Source organism: Saccharicrinis fermentans DSM 9555 = JCM 21142 (assembly GCF_000517085.1).
GTDB lineage: Bacteria > Bacteroidota > Bacteroidia > Bacteroidales > Marinilabiliaceae > Saccharicrinis > Saccharicrinis fermentans.
In genome coordinates this window covers 4,249,091-4,264,444 of record NZ_KI912107.1, presented here as the reverse complement: position 1 = coordinate 4,264,444, position 15,354 = coordinate 4,249,091, and the positions used below count along the sequence as shown (strand labels likewise).

Sequence of the window (15,354 nt, the reverse complement as noted above, 5' to 3'; positions counted from 1 at the left end):
ATTAAATGTATAAAATATGTCATTATTGTAGGTGTATACATTTATTGAATGAATCAGGATATTGAATGAAACATATTTATTTAACTTTAATAGTGCTTTTGATTTTTACGAGTTTGATGGGTCAAGAGCGAGACACCATTCGTTTATGGAGCGGAGAGGTTCCAAACGAACCCTTGCCCAAAGGTGCAGCTGTGGTGAGTGATAATGATAAAGGAAATGTACTTCGATTGTCGCAGATTACTGATCCTGCAATGGTAATTTTTGAGCCGGAAATGGCCAATGGTAGCGGTGCAGGCATCATTGTTTGTCCTGGCGGAGGGTATTCTATTTTGGCAGTGGACAAGGAAGGATATGAGATTGCAGAATGGTTAAATAAACTGGGTTACACTGCCTTTGTATTGCAATATAGGATACCAAAAAAAAGGGAGGCTGCATTGATTGATATTCAACGGGCCATTCGAGTGGTTCGGTCTAAAGTTGATATATATGGGCTTCATGCTGATAGAATAGGTGTTATGGGATTTTCTGCCGGAGGAAGCTTATGTGCTAGAGCATCAACTCATTTTAGTGTAGATACTTATGCGAAAAGTGAAGCGTTGGATAGTCTATCTTGTCGTCCTGATTTTTCCTTGTTGATTTATCCTGCTTATTTGGATGAAGGATTGAATAATAGTTTAAGTCCCGAATTGGATATCACAGAGCAAACACCTCCATTTTTTATATTTGGTACAGCGGATGATAGGTATGGAAATAGTCCACTGGTGTTTACAAAAGCTTTGAGAGATCATCAAATACCTGTTGATCTTCATATAATATCGAAAGGTGGTCATGGCTATGGTTTGCGACCAGGTAATGTGGCTGCTCAAACATGGCCTGCATTGGCTGAAAAGTGGTTGTCAAGAACTATTCGCTAATGACAATCATACTGGATTGTGCATGAAATTACACTTGCAGAATCAGAACGATGTATTGGTACTTCGTAATACATTTTTTGGCTTAAAGAATGTGTTTTTTAATTTGTTTCATATGATGTTGAATCAGGTTAGAGAGGATCATGTTTATATCGGAAATAACTTATGATTTGTGCTGAGTAGAGATGACTAAAACGGTGTAATTTGTACTGGGAAAAAGGGATGTTTCAAGAGAGTATTGCTCTGGATATAATCCTTTTTGGGCATCTTTAAATCCTAGCTTATTATAAAAGAGAAGAGCCCTTTTATTGGAGTTCAATACGAGCACTACTAATTCTTTAAGCCCATTTTCTTTTCCCAGCTGAAGGCATTGCGCTATTAAGGTTTTTCCTATCCCGAGGCGTCTGAACACCGTTGCTACTCCCAAAGAATAAATGACTCCGTAGGGATAATGATCGGCAGAATAATACCGGCCAATGGTTAACCATACCCATCCAGCAATCTTTCTTTTAGCAAAAAGGGCATGGATCTGGATGCCATCTTGATTTTGGCCTGCAATATTCTTCTTTTTATTAAAAGAATGTACTTGCCAAGGGATGGGAAATAAGTAATTTATAATTCTTAATAAGTAATTACACAACCAACGAACATATTTCATACACCAGCTTATAAATAAGCAAAAGTAAGATTCTTTATATATAAATGAGCATATTTTAGCATCGTATTGGGGTTTCACTCATACCTCAATGCTTCCACAGGATTTTTTGTGGCTGCACGCCAGCTTTGCCAACTAACCGTGAGTAGAGCAATGGCTAAGGTGATGACTCCAGCCAAGGCAAATATCCACCCATTGAGCGTTGTTTTGTAGGCAAAATTTTGGAGCCATTGAATGGCCCATAAATAAGAGATAGGGATAGCAATGATTAATGCTATGAAGATCCATTTCGTATATTCTTTTAATAGCAGAACTATAATCTGGTAGGAGTCGGCTCCATTGACTTTACGTATGCCCACTTCCTTTGTTTTACGAAGAGTGCTGTAGGATGATAGTGTATACATGCCGATGGATGATATTAGAATGGATATACAGGAAAAGATCATGATTGCATTTTTTTCCTGGTATTCATTGCGGTACATTTTGTAATATAAATCTGGTAAGAATTGATAATCAATAGGGTATTCTGTGTTTATTTTTGACCATTCTTTTTTTATTACTTGTAAAGCTTCTTTTTTTCGATGAGGATCTATCTTTATTATAAAGGTGCTATTCATGATTTTTTTTGCAGTCAAAACGATGGGCTGTTCTTTTGAAAATATGTTTTGATAATGAAGATCATCAATTACCCCAATGATTTCACCTTTGGGTAGTAGGTATGGAGCTATAAATTCGGGTTTTAATTGTTTACCTATTGCATCAATGGCTTGTTGTATGTTAAATAATTTTAAAGCTTCTTTATTGATCACATACTTTTCTATATGGCGTCCATGTTCTTGGTTGTATTTTTCTAGAATCTTCACGTATTCTATGTTTTTTGTTTGCACATTGTTTGCCTTAATAGCTATATTTTCCCATTCGTAACAGGAAGTTGTTCCCATGTCTAGTGTTCCTGCGATGGGTTGTATGTCAAACAATAAAAAGAAATCTTTGTCTATAGAAAGTAGGTTTATTTTTTTTGTTGGGTCGCAGGGAGCACCATCCAGGCTATAAGGACAATTAAAAGCAAGTATGGCCCCTGGCTCAAGTAATGAACCACTAACGTTTCTTATTACAGAATGTTGTAATAAGTTAGACTTGAATGTTTCATAACGTCCGATAGCTTTGTATGGAACATTGGGTATAATTATAATGGATTCCTTTTCTTTTCCAGGATGAAGGTTCCCAATTAATTTTATTTGTTGAAAAATAATGATTGAAAATATAATGGCTGAGGAGGATAAAGCTATCTGAAAGATGGTGGGATAAATAAATTTTTGTGTGCCATATGTGGGTTCACCATAGAAGTTTTTCTTTACCTTTTCAGATAGGAGAGGTAAAAATGAAATCGCTGCATACAAAAGGTAGAATCCCAAAGCGCTGATTGTGATCCATTTGATAGGGCTGGAAAATAGAAATGAATAAGGCGTTGAGTAGGATATATAACAGATAATGATAGTTCCAATTATGATGGCTGTTGACGTTTGGTATAATGATTTTTTAATGACGATTTTTGCAATGTTAAAAAAAGAAGCCCCATTTATTTTGCGAATTGTATATTCTTTATGGTCTATGGTAAATCTAATATAATTGAGGTTTGAACTATTAATGAGTGCTGTTAAAAAAACAACAATGGCCCCGCATAGTAGTACAAATAAAGTATTTATACTTCCATTTTGTTCTAATTCATCCCATAAATTACTTTTCAAGTGAATATCTTGTAACGGTTGTAAAAGGAAGTTAGGTTTTGTTTCGTTTGCTCTCGTTTTTTCTTCCCAATAGTGATTTAGTGCTGAACTAAAATGGTCGATTTTACAATTCTTCTTCAGTAACAAGTAAGTGTATGCAAAATTATCTTCGGTCTTTATTTCTTCTTCTGGATAAGACAATAAGATTTCTGCTTTAAAATGTGAATTGGTAGGGAAATCTTCCAGAATAGCCATGATTTGGTACGTGATTGGTTCTTGTTGCCATTGTGTTTTTATTTGCAATGTTTTTCCAGTCACATTCTCTGTTCCAAAATATTTTTTGGCGGCAGAACGGCTTATGGCAGCTTCTCTGGCGTTGTCAAATAAGTTCTGTTTGCTCCCATATATAATGGGAAAATCAAACATTTTAAAGAACGAATGACTTGTTTTAAATACTTTTGTAGGATAAAATTTTTCGTCTCCACTTATGAGGATAAGATGTTGTGCAGGTATAATCTTTGTTATGCTTTGAATATCAGTGAATTTATCGTATAGTGGTTGATTGTACTTAGTTGATATTCGACAGGAAAATTCACCGTCTTTATCTTCGTTTTTGTCACATATTATCCTATAAATAGATTTGTATTGAGTGTGAAATTTGTCATAAGAGAGTTCATTGCTAATTCTTGAAACAGTGAAAACCGTGATCATAAAGGCCAGAGATATACCAATGGAATTAGCAATGTTATATTTCTTTTTTTTCATCATTAGTTTTGTTTATTTATTTTAGTCCTGTGCTGTGTAATCGTTTTTCATTTTGTTAATTATATCACTCATACCTCAATGCTTCCACCGGATTTTTTGTGGCTGCACGCCAGCTCTGCCAACTAACCGTGAGTAGAGCTATGGCTAAGGTGATGACTCCGGCCAAGGCAAATACCCACCAGCTTAGTGGGGTTGTATAGGCAAAGTTTTGGAGCCAATCATGGGCGATATAATAACCGATGGGAAGAGCTATGATAAAGCCTATGATCACCCATTGCAAGGTGCTTTTTATCAGCATCCAAACAAGTTCATGTATTTTAGCTCCATTGGCTTTACGTATGCCTATTTCTTTGGTTCTGCGTTGTGTGGTGTAATGCGTTAAGGCCACTAAGCCTGTGCTGGTGATCAATAGGGCAATCATCATTCCCCATGTGACCATTTGTCCTGATTTTATCTCGTGCTCATATAGCTGATAGTAGGTCTGATCCAAGAAATGATATTCAAAATCAAGGTTTGGATTATATGTCAACCATTGTTTTTTCAGGGCTTTAAGGGCTTTGGGTGTATTACCTGTTGTTTTAATTAGTATAGGGTAGGATGATTTTACTGTGTCTGTGGGTATGTAAATCTGAGGATCTGTTTTGCTGTGCAATGATTTGGTTTTTGCATTGGCCAGAACGCCTTTAATGATCATGGGTTCATCATACACAGTAATGCTTTTACCGATGGGTTCGTCAAGCATCAATACTTGAGCGGCACTCTCGTTTATCCACACATAATTCTTGCCTTCGTCGTGCCTGCTTATATCTTCTCCTTGAATTATTTTAAACTTCAATACATCCCAATAGTTAGCCTTAATTTTACAAATCTCCATTATATATGGATCCTTTGAAGAGCCGGGAACTGATACTGCACTTCCTGTTTTCCATTCGTTTGGCAAACAGCTTTTGGAACTTACTTGTGCTATATAGGGGCTTTTTTCTAATTTCTGCTTGAATGATTGGTAATGACTAGAAATATCTTGAGCAGTGCTTAAGTAGATGATGTTATTATGATCAAAACCCAGGCTTGTGTGCTGCATGAAGTATACTTGTTTTTTAATGGTTATCATCGTTATTAACAGTACGATGGAGGCGGCAAATTGTATGATCACTAAGCTTTTTTGAAAGCCAGAGAATACTTTGTTGGCGCTTTTGCCCTTTAATGTGTTCACTATATTGAGTTTTGAAAGTGAAAATGCCGGAAATGCACCTGCAAGTAGCATGGTTATGAGGCCTATAAGGCCTAAAAACACATAGAGCTTTGGACTCAGGAGATGGAAGCTTACTTGTGAATTCACCAGTTGGTTAAATACTGGTAAAAGGTTAATGGCTAAGAGTAAGCCTATCACTAACGATAATAGTACGTACAAAGAAGTTTCGCTGAAAAATTCAAAAATCAATTGCACTTGAGTGGCTCCATTGCTTTTTTTGATGGCAATGGACTTGGCGCGAAGGAATGAAGTGGATATATATAAGTTGGTAAAATTGATACATGCAATGCATAAAATGGCCAAGGCCATAAACGACAAAATAAATGAAAATCGTTTATCACCTTTTTTTACTGAATCAAACCTAAAATATTGGGTGTCGAAATAGATATCGGTGAGGGCCTGTAGCTTATATTCAATGGGTATTTCTCTAAAAGGAGGTATTGCCTGATGAAGTACCTTTAACATATTTTTTTCGAGTAAGGGTATAGAGGTGTTGGGTGCTAGTTTTATATAGGTCTTGTAAATATCATTGCCTCCCCATTGTTCTTGGTTGATCCTCGGTATTCCGGTAATGGGTACCAGAAGATCAAACTGCAAATGGGAGTTGGTAGGCACATTTTTCATAATAGCCGTAACCGTCCAAGTTTTTCCTTCATAGGTGATTATCTCGCCCATACAATTCCCATTTGGGAAGTATTTTTTTTGTGCTTTCTCTGAAATTACTATGGATGAAGGAGACGACAAACAGGTGTTTTTATCGCCTCTTATTAAATCGTACGTAAAAAAATGAAAGAAATTTGAATCAACAGCAAATACAACATCTTTGCCTTTTATTTGGTTTACTTGTAACTTAGCCTCAAATTGATTGACTACCCTGACTACTTCTTGTATTTCTGCAAATTTTTGTTTAAACGCTGCTGCTTCTTTTCCGTAACAAGAGCCTATTTTAATAGACTCATTATTTATGTATCCGGCTCGACAAATGCGATATATGGAGTCTTTGTCTTGGTTAAATTGATCGACACTGAACTCATGTAAGCTCCACCAGCCAATGATCAGTGTGGTGGCCATGGCGATACTTAAACTTCCGATACTACAAATACTCGTTTGTTTATATCTCCAGAAATTTCGTAGGTATTGTTTAAAAATAGTCATTCTGTTTGTTTAGTAAGTGTTTTTCGTACTGGTAACCATGTGAAGGATGTTTGTAAATTGATTTTTTTGAATGACATTGAGAATGTTGGAGCCATTTACATCAAGGCGATGTCTCCAATTTCTTTTTTCATTTCTTCGGTTATCACTTGTCCGTCGAATAGGTTGACTACCCGGTGAGCATAGTCTGCATCGCGCATGGAGTGAGTTACCATTACTATGGTGGTTCCTTCGCGATTTAATTCGGTGAGTAGTTTCATCACTTCTTGTCCGTTTTTTGAATCCAGATTACCTGTGGGTTCATCAGCCAATATTAGTTTTGGGTTGGCGATTACCGCACGAGCGATGGCCACACGTTGTTGCTGTCCTCCAGAAAGCTGTTGTGGAAAATGCTTGCGACGGTGTCCTATCTTCATTCGATGTAGTACTTCTTCTACCATTTCTTTGCGTTCTTTGGCTTTGTATTTTAGGTAGATCAACGGTAATTCTACATTTTCAAACACATTGAGTTCATCAATTAGGTTAAAGCTTTGAAATACAAAACCAATGTTTCCTTTGCGGAGTTTGGTGCGGTTCCGTTCTTTTAATTGCCCTACTTCTTCTCCGTCAAATAAGTATTTTCCTTCTGTTGGGTTGTCTAACAGTCCTATCACATTTAGGAGTGTAGACTTACCACAGCCCGAAGGACCCATAATGGCCACAAATTCACCCTTGTTAATATGGATATTCACATTGTTCAGCGCACTAGTTTCAATTTCTTCGGTGCGGAATATTTTCTTTAGCTTTTCTATTTTTATCATTTTTTTGTTTTTGGTTAACAAGATAATAATTTGCAAGCGTGCATAGTCGCTTTTTTTATTGTGTTTTACTTTATTGTAAGTCTATTTTGTCATTGTCTCCGAATAATTCGTAGCTCGAGGTAATTACCTTTTCACCATCTTTTAAACCTTCTAATACTTCGTAATAGGCGGGGTTTTGTTTGCCAATCTTGATGTTGCGTTTTACTGCTTCTGTTTCATTTTTGTTAAGTACAAAAACCCATTGTCCGCCAGTGCTTTGAAAAAATCCGCCTCGGGGAACTATAATGCTCTGTGTGGGCTGTCCCAATTCTAATTTGATATGGTAGGTCTGGCCTGTTCGAATGTTGTTGGGGCGTTGTTGCTTGAAAATGAAGTCTACTTTAAATTGACCATTTCTTACCTCGGGATATACTTTTTTTATACTTAAACCATAATGTTCATTATTTCTTTGAAAGGAAGCGTTGAGTTTGCGTTTTACACGGTCGATATAATGCTCGTCAATTTGGGCATTTATCTTATAATCGGTGAGTACATGTACAAGACCCAGACTTTGTCCCCGTTTAATGGATTGGCCAATTTCTGCATCCAGCAAACCTAGCTGGCCATCCACAGGCGCTTTTACGTGTAAGTTATCTAGTCTTTCATGTGCCATTTGCAGACTGCGTTGGATATTATTTAAACTCACATCCATTTGTTCCTTCTGAAGTGACATGAAAATGGAGTCCTGAATCATTTTTTGATATGCTAATTCTTGTTCTTTTAATGCCAACTCGTAATTTTCTTTCGCCTCTAAAAAGTCATTTCGGGCAATCAGATCATCTTTAAAAAATTGTTTATATTGTGTATAGTGCCTTTGGGTCTGAATCACTTTTAAGTCGTATTGCAGTTTTTGCTGTTTGTTGGTAAGCAGTTGTTGCTCCATTAGAATTTGTGTGTTGCGCATTTCGTTGGCATGATAGGCCAATTGTGATTCACTATTCATGATGGAAGTGTTTAAATCGGTATTTTTAAGTTGAAGTATTATATCTCCTTTTTTTACCATTTCACCTTCTTCTATAAATATTTCTACTACCTTTCCACCTTCTTCGGCATCCAGATATATGGTGGAGATTGGTTCTACTTGTCCTATGATTGTGATATAATCATTAAATAGTCCGTGGGTGACTGTACTAATGGTCAACTTGTCTTTTTCGGTTTTATATATGGTTTCACCACTGTTCAATACTATTTGTGCCATTAATGTTGCAAACAGGAGAGCTCCTATGCCCCAGAGGATGTGTTTCTTTTTTAGGCCTTTTTTCTTTTCTATAATCTTATCCATTGACATCCATTGATCATTTTTATTTCTAACCTGTGCTATTCATAAATCTGCTGTTACCAACATTCATGAATAATTCAGGTTAGCTGATAAACCAAAGTGATGCCAAATTTATAAGTGGCTATATGTGAGCGTTATAGGAAATTTAAGAAAAAGGGTGTGTTAATTTATTTTACAAACGAGTGTAAAAATAAATTACAGTCATTTGTCTATACGAGGGGCTTGCTATACATTTGGGAATAAATTTTTTAACGAGATGAAGGGAAATATATTAATTGTTGATGATAACAAAAGTATATTAAGTGCCTTGGATATTTTGTTGTCTGCTCAGTATGATTATGTAAAATGTCTTTCTTCGCCTAATCAGTTGATATCGGAGTTGCAAAAACACGATTATCAAGTGGTTTTGTTGGATATGAATTTTAAGACAGGAGCCAATACAGGTAACGAAGGTTTATTTTGGTTGCGAGAAATAAAAGATCAGTCACCGGCTTGTTCGGTGGTTCTGATTACTGCCTATGGGGATGTGGAACTGGCAGTGAAAGCCCTTAAAAATGGTGCAACTGATTTTGTTTTAAAACCCTGGAAAAATGCCAAGCTATTGGCTACCATTCAATCAGCCATCCAATTGAGTTTTTCTCGTCATGAGGTGAATCATCTTAAGCAAAAGGAAAGGGAGTTAAAGCGGGAGATGAATACGAATGAAAAATTTATGATTGGTTCGTCGCCTGAGTTGATGTATGTTCTAAAAATGGTGCAGAAGGTTGCACGAACCGATACCAATGTACTTATTACCGGCGAAAATGGAACAGGAAAAGAGCTGGTTGCACGTGAGATTCATCGTTTGTCAAAACGAAATAATGAGATGATGGTTTCGGTGGATATGGGAGCTATTACAGAAACGCTTTTTGAAAGTGAACTTTTTGGTCATGTGAAGGGTGCTTTTACGGATGCGAGGGAGGCACGTTGTGGAAAGTTTGAAGTGGCGAATCATGGTACTTTATTTCTGGATGAGATAGGTAATTTGCCCATTCATTTGCAGGCCAAGCTTTTGTCGGTGTTGCAAAGCCGAGAGCTAACGCGTATTGGATCCAATGAATCGGTTTCTATTGACATAAGGTTGGTATGTGCCACCAATAAGAATCTTTCACAAATGGTGGCAGACGAGTTGTTTCGTGAGGATTTGCTTTATCGCATTAATACCATACATATCGAAGTTCCTCCTTTGCGTGCACGAGGAAATGATATTTTGGTTTTGGCCGATTTCTTTCTGAAAAAATATGCGTATAAATATGATAAAATAATGCCCCGCTTAAACAGACAGGCGCAAGATAAACTATTGAAATATCAATGGCCTGGCAATATCCGTGAGTTGGAGCACTGTATTGAAAAGGCCATTATTTTAAGTGATCGTCATGTGTTAAAACCCGATGACTTTTATTTGCGTCCTCTGGCTGGTGATCCGATGGATTCTAGGTCTTTAAATATTGAAGTAATGGAACAACGACTAGTGGCTAAGGCCTTAGATACACATCCTGGTAATATTTCTGCGGCAGCACAGGAACTGGGAATTACACGTCAGACCCTTTATAAAAAAATAAAAAAATACGGTTTGTCATGAAGAATTATTTTGGGTGGCAGTTGGTATTTCGAATACTCATTATTCTGGCGTTGACAGTAGTTGCTGTTATCTGTTTTGTGAATCAGGGTTTGTATACGGTTTTGGGGATTCTGAGTTTTTTAGTGCTTATTTACTCAATTGTTAGTTTTGTGAAGTACTTAAATCGTGTGCATGAGCATATTAATTTTTTCTTTGATGCAGTTTTGAATGAAGATTTTAATTCGGTTTATTCTTTTCATAGCAAGAGTAAGGTTTTTACGCAGTTGAATTATAAATTGGCAAAATTGAATCATAAGATTCAAGATGCTTTGATGGCCAATGCGCAACAAGAACAGTATTTTAGGGCCTTGATTGAACATATAGGAACAGGAATATTAACGTGTAATTCAGATGGATTTGTGATTGATGCCAATAGCGGAATGAGACAATTGTTGGGACTGGATCAATTGACCCATACCAAGCAATTGAAAAAAGTGGATGAGGGACTTATGTGTGCTGTTTGCAATATAAGACATAAGGAGCAGAAGGTGGTCCGTTTTAAGGGGGGTGTACATCAAAGTGCTGTTAAAATATTGCTTAAGGCAGTAGCTTTTCAAACAGGAAAGGAAAGGCTGATGTTGATTTCTGCCCAGGATATTAATAAGGAGTTGGATGAAAATGAGCTGGATTCATGGACGAAGTTAATTAGGGTGTTGACGCATGAAATTATGAATTCCATTGCCCCTATAACATCACTGTCGGAATCCATTGCTTCGTTCTATACGAAAAATGGAATGCCTGTTGCTCGTGAACAAGTAACTGATAAAACCATTGAAACAACCATCCGCGGATTAGATGTTATACAAGAACAAGGAAAGGGATTGATTTCTTTTGTGGAGTCCTACCGATCGCTCATGCGTTTACCTAAACCTAAAAAGGAAAATATTGATTTGTATTCCTTTTTGGAGAATCATATGATCATTCATCAAAAAGAAGGGGTGACCATGTGTTTGCATTGTGCCGATGAGGACCGCGGATTAGTGTTAAGTGCCGATAAAGATCAAATATCTCAGGTGCTGGCTAACTTGATCAAAAATGCATTCTATGCGCTGAAGAAACAAGATCATCCCTTGTTGGAGCTTAAGTGTCGCTTGAACGATAAAAAGCAAGTAGAAATAGAAGTGAAAGATAATGGACCCGGTATTCATGCTGATATCCAGGATGAGATTTTTATTCCTTTTTTTACTACCAAGGATGAAGGGAGCGGTATCGGATTAAGTATATCCCGACAAATTATGCGCTTGCATGGAGGGTGGTTAAAAGTGTATTCAACAGTGGGTTTAGGAGCTCGGTTCGTTATGTTGTTCCCAAAAGAAGATGTTTGTTAATGGGTGCATGCGGAATAGGACTTTATGAATATAGGTCGTTTGTTTTATTTTGGGATGATTAAAATAATGATTATGTTACAGCTCTGTTGTCTATTTATTGGGAAGGTTGAAATTCAAAATGATTGATTAACGTAGTATTTTACAAATGAAAAGATTGGTCTTAATAGCTTGTTTTTTTGTAGTGTGGTAAATAGCCAAGGGCAAGAAAATAATTTAGAAAACAATTTATTTGGAATACAAATAGGTATCTATCCTTTATCTGTTTATAATGAATATCGGATCAATAGAGCATTGGTTTTGAGAAGTGAGCTGGGTTTTTCATACGCTTGGGTAGGAGGAACAGGAATAGATGGTTCAGATCAATGGGCATTAACTCCTGATGTCGTCTTAGAACCAAGATTGTATTATAACATAAATCGACGAATTAGTAAAGAGAAAAGAATAGACGGCAATAGTGGTAATTATTTGGCAGTTCATTTAGGATATCGTATTGGAGAATTAGCCATTAGGTCTAAGAATATTACTGTATTCCCTTCTTTTTCCGTTTTACCGATGTATGGATTAAGACGTAATTTGGGAAAACATTTTAATTTTGAGTTTGCCTTTGGGATTGGGCATTCGTGGACTTTTCAGGAGTTTGACTATGTTGATTATATGACGAGCGAAACAGAAACCTATAAAGGAACGAACTCAGAGCTTGTTTATGGGCTTAGATTGGCTTTTGGATTTATATTTTAGAATTTTTTCTGGATCTGCTGCACAGCTTCAACCCACATAAATCGTAAAATTTTTTGCTTTGTTCGCTATGATAAAGTTTCAACTTTAGTGTATGCAGGTTCTGATAGTTTGTTTTTTAAAATCTATTTGGTATTTTTGCCAAATAGAAAAATGCTTATTAGATGAACTACTCATAAGAATACCGTTCTTACACAGGAAGATGTTTAAGCCTAGTAAGATCCTTGTTATTTGAAAATTATATTTAAGCGCATGAATAAGGATATAGAAATAGAATTTGCAGAGAAAGCAGAGCTATTTAAAGCATTAGCTCATCCTACCCGTTTGTTTATTGTTCATGCAGTAAAAGATAAAAAATTGTCGGTAAAGGAACTTACGGAGGAGGTGGGTATTGATATCTCAACCATGTCAAAGCATCTTGATATTCTTAAACGACACAAAATAATTGAAGGAGAAAAGGATAAGAATTTTGTATATTATCGTTTAGCGATTCCATGTGTGCTTGATTTTATGAGCTGTGCAATCAAAGTCATCAATAAGAAATAAAAAATTTTATACATCTATTTGGCTATTACGCCAAATAGGAAATTATTTATTATGCATGATTTAGAAAAAGTAATTGAAAAAATGGATTTCCGTTATTTTGGTACAGGACAACACAAGATGGAAGCGGAAACTTTTCTTGCATCAGAAAATGCTGTTTTGCTCGACGTAAGGGCAAAAGAGGAAGTTGAAACGATAAAACTGACTTTGGTTCATCATGTTCAAGTTTTGGAGATTCCTACGCATGAAGTTCCACAGCGGATTCATGAAATACCCAAAGACAAATTGATTGGGGTTTTTTGTTCGGCAGGAGTAAGGGCTGTCATTATTTTCACCTATCTAAAAAGCAAGGGATATGAACAGGTAAAAATAGTTCTTGGGGGCTATCCTCCGTTGATGGAAGCTGTGATGCCTGGGAAACTTTATAAAAAATTGAATAAATGAATATTTGGTTATTGGCAGTCGTAATAATGCTCATTGCATTTATTATGACTATGACCGGACGGGGAGGTGGGAATTTTTATGTGCTCACACTTGTGTTCTCCGGTATTGGTATGAACCTATCGGCATCCACAGGTCAGTTTATCCTGATGTGTTCGTCATTAATGGCTGCTATTTTATTTAGCAAGCAAAAAATGAATCATTGGAAATTAACCATTTTGTTGGGTATATTTATTTTTATATCAGCGATGGCAGGTGGTTTCTTTGGACATTGCTTTAATGAAAAGGTATTAAAAGTAATTTTTGCTGTAGTAATGTTTATTGCTGCATTACTAATGTTATGTAAACCCAAAAAGAAAATGAAGGCTGATTATAAATGGGTTGTTTCTTTAACATCCAATGGAGATACATTTGATGTGAATTTATTAGTAACCGTACCCATTGTACTTTTAGCTGGTTTTTTATCTGGTATGGTAGGTGTTTCGGGAGGGTCTTTTTTGGTTCCTCTCATGCTGTTGACGATGAATGTGCCCATGCATATTGCTGTAGGTGTATCAACTTTTTTGGTGTCTATGTCTGCGGCAGCTGGATTTTTTGGACATTGGGAAGCCGGAATCTTTGATTTCTCCATGGCCATACCTTTAGCTTTGGGCGGAGTTTTGGGTGGTTTTGCAGGGGCTAAAATGGCGCTTAAATCAAAACCTAAAAACTTAAAATATCTTTTTGCAGGTACCCAGTTGCTTGCTTCTGTCATCATGATTTTTAATGTTATATACTAAGTGTAATCGTATGAGAAGGCAGTCCCGAAAAAGGCATTAGAAAATTAACGACCAATTAAAATCGTTCGCTATCATTTTTTTGTGTCTTTTTTTAAATAAAGGCTTTAATTGAGAATATTCTCACTATTTTTATATCATGAAATGTTTCAGACCTCATGTTCATGTTTTGAGTGTACTGTAGAAACTATAAAAGTATCGTTATGAAACGAGCCATGATAAAGTAATTCACACACTGGGGATGATTAATTATGGCGAGTTCCATATGGCCGCTGAAAGATAAATTTAATCATATGAAACGAGCCATGAGAGTGATCTCTCACACAGGGGGTTGATTATCACGGCGAGTTCCATATGACCATTAAGAAACAAATTATAAACATATGAAAATTAATAAAGCCCAATTAAATCTATCGATAGACATGCTTATGTTTATTTTGATGGTTCCCATTGCAGGTATCGGTTTTTTAATTAAATACGTACTTGTTCCTGGATTTAAGCGTAACGCCATATATGGTCGCGATGTTGAACTATATTATTGGGGAATGGATCGACATCAATGGGGAGCGATTCATTTAATATTGAGTTTTATTTTGCTATTCCTGTTATTGTTGCATATTGTGTTTCATTGGAAGCAAATTGTAGGGATATTTAAAAGGATGGTGCCTGTGAAGGCATTAAGAGTTATTCTTAGCGTCTTATTGGTGATATTTACTTTTGTATTTGGAATCAGTCCTTTTTTTCTTACACCAGAGATTAAGGAAAATGTTTGGAATCATGAAGAGCATTCCGAAAAGGGCAAAGCTTACTCTTCAGAAGAAAGACAGCATAAAAAGCGAATAGAAGCACAGCCTGTTATTGATAAACCGAAGGAGGCTGTGTTCAATGAAAATACGCCGCCAAAGCGGGAGAATCACCAGCATAAACACCGCGCTGAAATAGAAATATATGGAAATATGACCATTAATGACGTGGCCCAAAAATATAATGTTTCTGCGCAAGAACTGGCCAAAATTATACATGTGCCGGATGGCCATAATAATGAAAGATTGGGGAGGTTGAGAAAAAGCTACCCTTTTCAGCTAAATGATTTGCGTGACTTTATAGAAAGTGAAATTAAATTGAAAGCTATTTCAGTGCCAAACAATCGCAAATGAATCGCTTGCTTAACCTTGTATAAGCAAATTAAACGCGGATGATGCATGAGAATTTTGTCATGAGCATAAAAAAAGCAAGCCCTTATTGAGCTTGCTTTTTATGATTATCTGATATGATATTCACCATTGATAGA

At 36.4% G+C, this 15,354-nt stretch carries 13 protein-coding genes; 8 read left to right on the top strand and 5 right to left on the bottom strand.

What is annotated here, in order from left to right:
• Positions 1–65: 65 nt before the first annotated feature.
• A complete protein-coding gene (locus tag CYTFE_RS0117350; RefSeq protein WP_027472838.1) occupies positions 66–914 on the top strand; it encodes an alpha/beta hydrolase in 849 nt (282 codons plus the stop codon).
• Positions 915–1,074: 160 nt separating this feature from the next.
• Here CYTFE_RS0117350 and CYTFE_RS0117340 read toward each other — a convergent pair whose 3' ends face one another.
• From CYTFE_RS0117340 to CYTFE_RS0117320, 5 genes are all read right to left on the bottom strand, one after another.
• The gene (locus tag CYTFE_RS0117340) at positions 1,075–1,569 is read right to left on the bottom strand and encodes a GNAT family N-acetyltransferase (protein WP_027472837.1); all 495 of its coding nucleotides are present in this window, start codon (positions 1,567–1,569) and stop codon (positions 1,075–1,077) included.
• A 74-nt stretch (positions 1,570–1,643) separates the two neighbouring features.
• Positions 1,644–4,061, bottom strand: a complete 2,418-nt coding sequence (locus CYTFE_RS0117335; RefSeq protein WP_027472836.1) for an FtsX-like permease family protein — start codon at positions 4,059–4,061, stop codon at positions 1,644–1,646.
• Positions 4,062–4,122: 61 nt separating this feature from the next.
• Positions 4,123–6,465 carry an ABC transporter permease gene (locus CYTFE_RS0117330; RefSeq protein WP_027472835.1) on the bottom strand — a complete coding sequence of 781 codons (2,343 nt, stop codon included), beginning with the start codon at positions 6,463–6,465 and terminating at the stop codon, positions 4,123–4,125.
• Positions 6,466–6,560: 95 nt separating this feature from the next.
• Positions 6,561–7,262, bottom strand: coding sequence for an ABC transporter ATP-binding protein (locus CYTFE_RS0117325; protein WP_027472834.1), 702 nt, complete (start codon positions 7,260–7,262; stop codon positions 6,561–6,563).
• Between the two features lie 70 nt (positions 7,263–7,332).
• Positions 7,333–8,583: an efflux RND transporter periplasmic adaptor subunit gene (locus tag CYTFE_RS0117320; protein WP_027472833.1), complete on the bottom strand. Its 1,251-nt coding sequence runs from the start codon at positions 8,581–8,583 to the stop codon at positions 7,333–7,335.
• A gap of 253 nt (positions 8,584–8,836) precedes the next feature.
• Here CYTFE_RS0117320 and CYTFE_RS0117315 point away from each other — a divergent pair, with 253 nt between their 5' ends.
• The 7 genes from CYTFE_RS0117315 (at position 8,837) to CYTFE_RS0117285 (ending at position 15,220) form a co-directional block, all read left to right on the top strand.
• Positions 8,837–10,201, top strand: a complete 1,365-nt coding sequence (locus tag CYTFE_RS0117315; protein WP_027472832.1) for a sigma-54-dependent transcriptional regulator — start codon at positions 8,837–8,839, stop codon at positions 10,199–10,201.
• Positions 10,198–11,568 carry a sensor histidine kinase gene (locus tag CYTFE_RS27040; RefSeq protein ID WP_052343264.1) on the top strand — a complete coding sequence of 457 codons (1,371 nt, stop codon included), beginning with the start codon at positions 10,198–10,200 and terminating at the stop codon, positions 11,566–11,568. Before CYTFE_RS0117315 ends, CYTFE_RS27040 begins: the two co-directional genes overlap by 4 nt.
• A 168-nt stretch (positions 11,569–11,736) precedes the next feature.
• A complete protein-coding gene (locus CYTFE_RS27035) occupies positions 11,737–12,306 on the top strand; it encodes a hypothetical protein (RefSeq protein ID WP_052343263.1) in 570 nt (189 codons plus the stop codon).
• Positions 12,307–12,555: 249 nt separating this feature from the next.
• Complete coding sequence (locus tag CYTFE_RS0117300; RefSeq protein ID WP_027472831.1) at positions 12,556–12,849, top strand: ArsR/SmtB family transcription factor; 294 nt, start codon at positions 12,556–12,558, stop codon at positions 12,847–12,849.
• A 51-nt stretch (positions 12,850–12,900) separates the two neighbouring features.
• Positions 12,901–13,290, top strand: a complete 390-nt coding sequence (locus CYTFE_RS0117295) for a rhodanese-like domain-containing protein (protein ID WP_027472830.1) — start codon at positions 12,901–12,903, stop codon at positions 13,288–13,290.
• A complete protein-coding gene (locus CYTFE_RS0117290) occupies positions 13,287–14,066 on the top strand; it encodes a sulfite exporter TauE/SafE family protein (RefSeq protein WP_027472829.1) in 780 nt (259 codons plus the stop codon). Before CYTFE_RS0117295 ends, CYTFE_RS0117290 begins: the two co-directional genes overlap by 4 nt.
• Positions 14,067–14,446: 380 nt before the next feature.
• Positions 14,447–15,220, top strand: coding sequence for a DUF4405 domain-containing protein (locus tag CYTFE_RS0117285; RefSeq protein WP_027472828.1), 774 nt, complete (start codon positions 14,447–14,449; stop codon positions 15,218–15,220).
• Positions 15,221–15,354: the final 134 nt, after the last annotated feature.

Coding starts and splice junctions, on each gene's coding strand:
- CYTFE_RS0117320 (WP_027472833.1), bottom strand. CDS start 8,583: ATGGATAAGATTATAGAAAAGAAAAAAGGCCTAAAAAAGAAACACATC.
- CYTFE_RS0117315 (WP_027472832.1), top strand. CDS start 8,837: ATGAAGGGAAATATATTAATTGTTGATGATAACAAAAGTATATTAAGT.
- CYTFE_RS0117330 (WP_027472835.1), bottom strand. CDS start 6,465: ATGACTATTTTTAAACAATACCTACGAAATTTCTGGAGATATAAACAA.
- CYTFE_RS0117350 (WP_027472838.1), top strand. CDS start 66: ATGAAACATATTTATTTAACTTTAATAGTGCTTTTGATTTTTACGAGT.
- CYTFE_RS0117340 (WP_027472837.1), bottom strand. CDS start 1,569: ATGAAATATGTTCGTTGGTTGTGTAATTACTTATTAAGAATTATAAAT.
- CYTFE_RS27040 (WP_052343264.1), top strand. CDS start 10,198: ATGAAGAATTATTTTGGGTGGCAGTTGGTATTTCGAATACTCATTATT.
- CYTFE_RS0117295 (WP_027472830.1), top strand. CDS start 12,901: ATGCATGATTTAGAAAAAGTAATTGAAAAAATGGATTTCCGTTATTTT.
- CYTFE_RS0117290 (WP_027472829.1), top strand. CDS start 13,287: ATGAATATTTGGTTATTGGCAGTCGTAATAATGCTCATTGCATTTATT.
- CYTFE_RS0117285 (WP_027472828.1), top strand. CDS start 14,447: ATGAAAATTAATAAAGCCCAATTAAATCTATCGATAGACATGCTTATG.
- CYTFE_RS0117335 (WP_027472836.1), bottom strand. CDS start 4,061: ATGATGAAAAAAAAGAAATATAACATTGCTAATTCCATTGGTATATCT.
- CYTFE_RS0117325 (WP_027472834.1), bottom strand. CDS start 7,262: ATGATAAAAATAGAAAAGCTAAAGAAAATATTCCGCACCGAAGAAATT.
- CYTFE_RS0117300 (WP_027472831.1), top strand. CDS start 12,556: ATGAATAAGGATATAGAAATAGAATTTGCAGAGAAAGCAGAGCTATTT.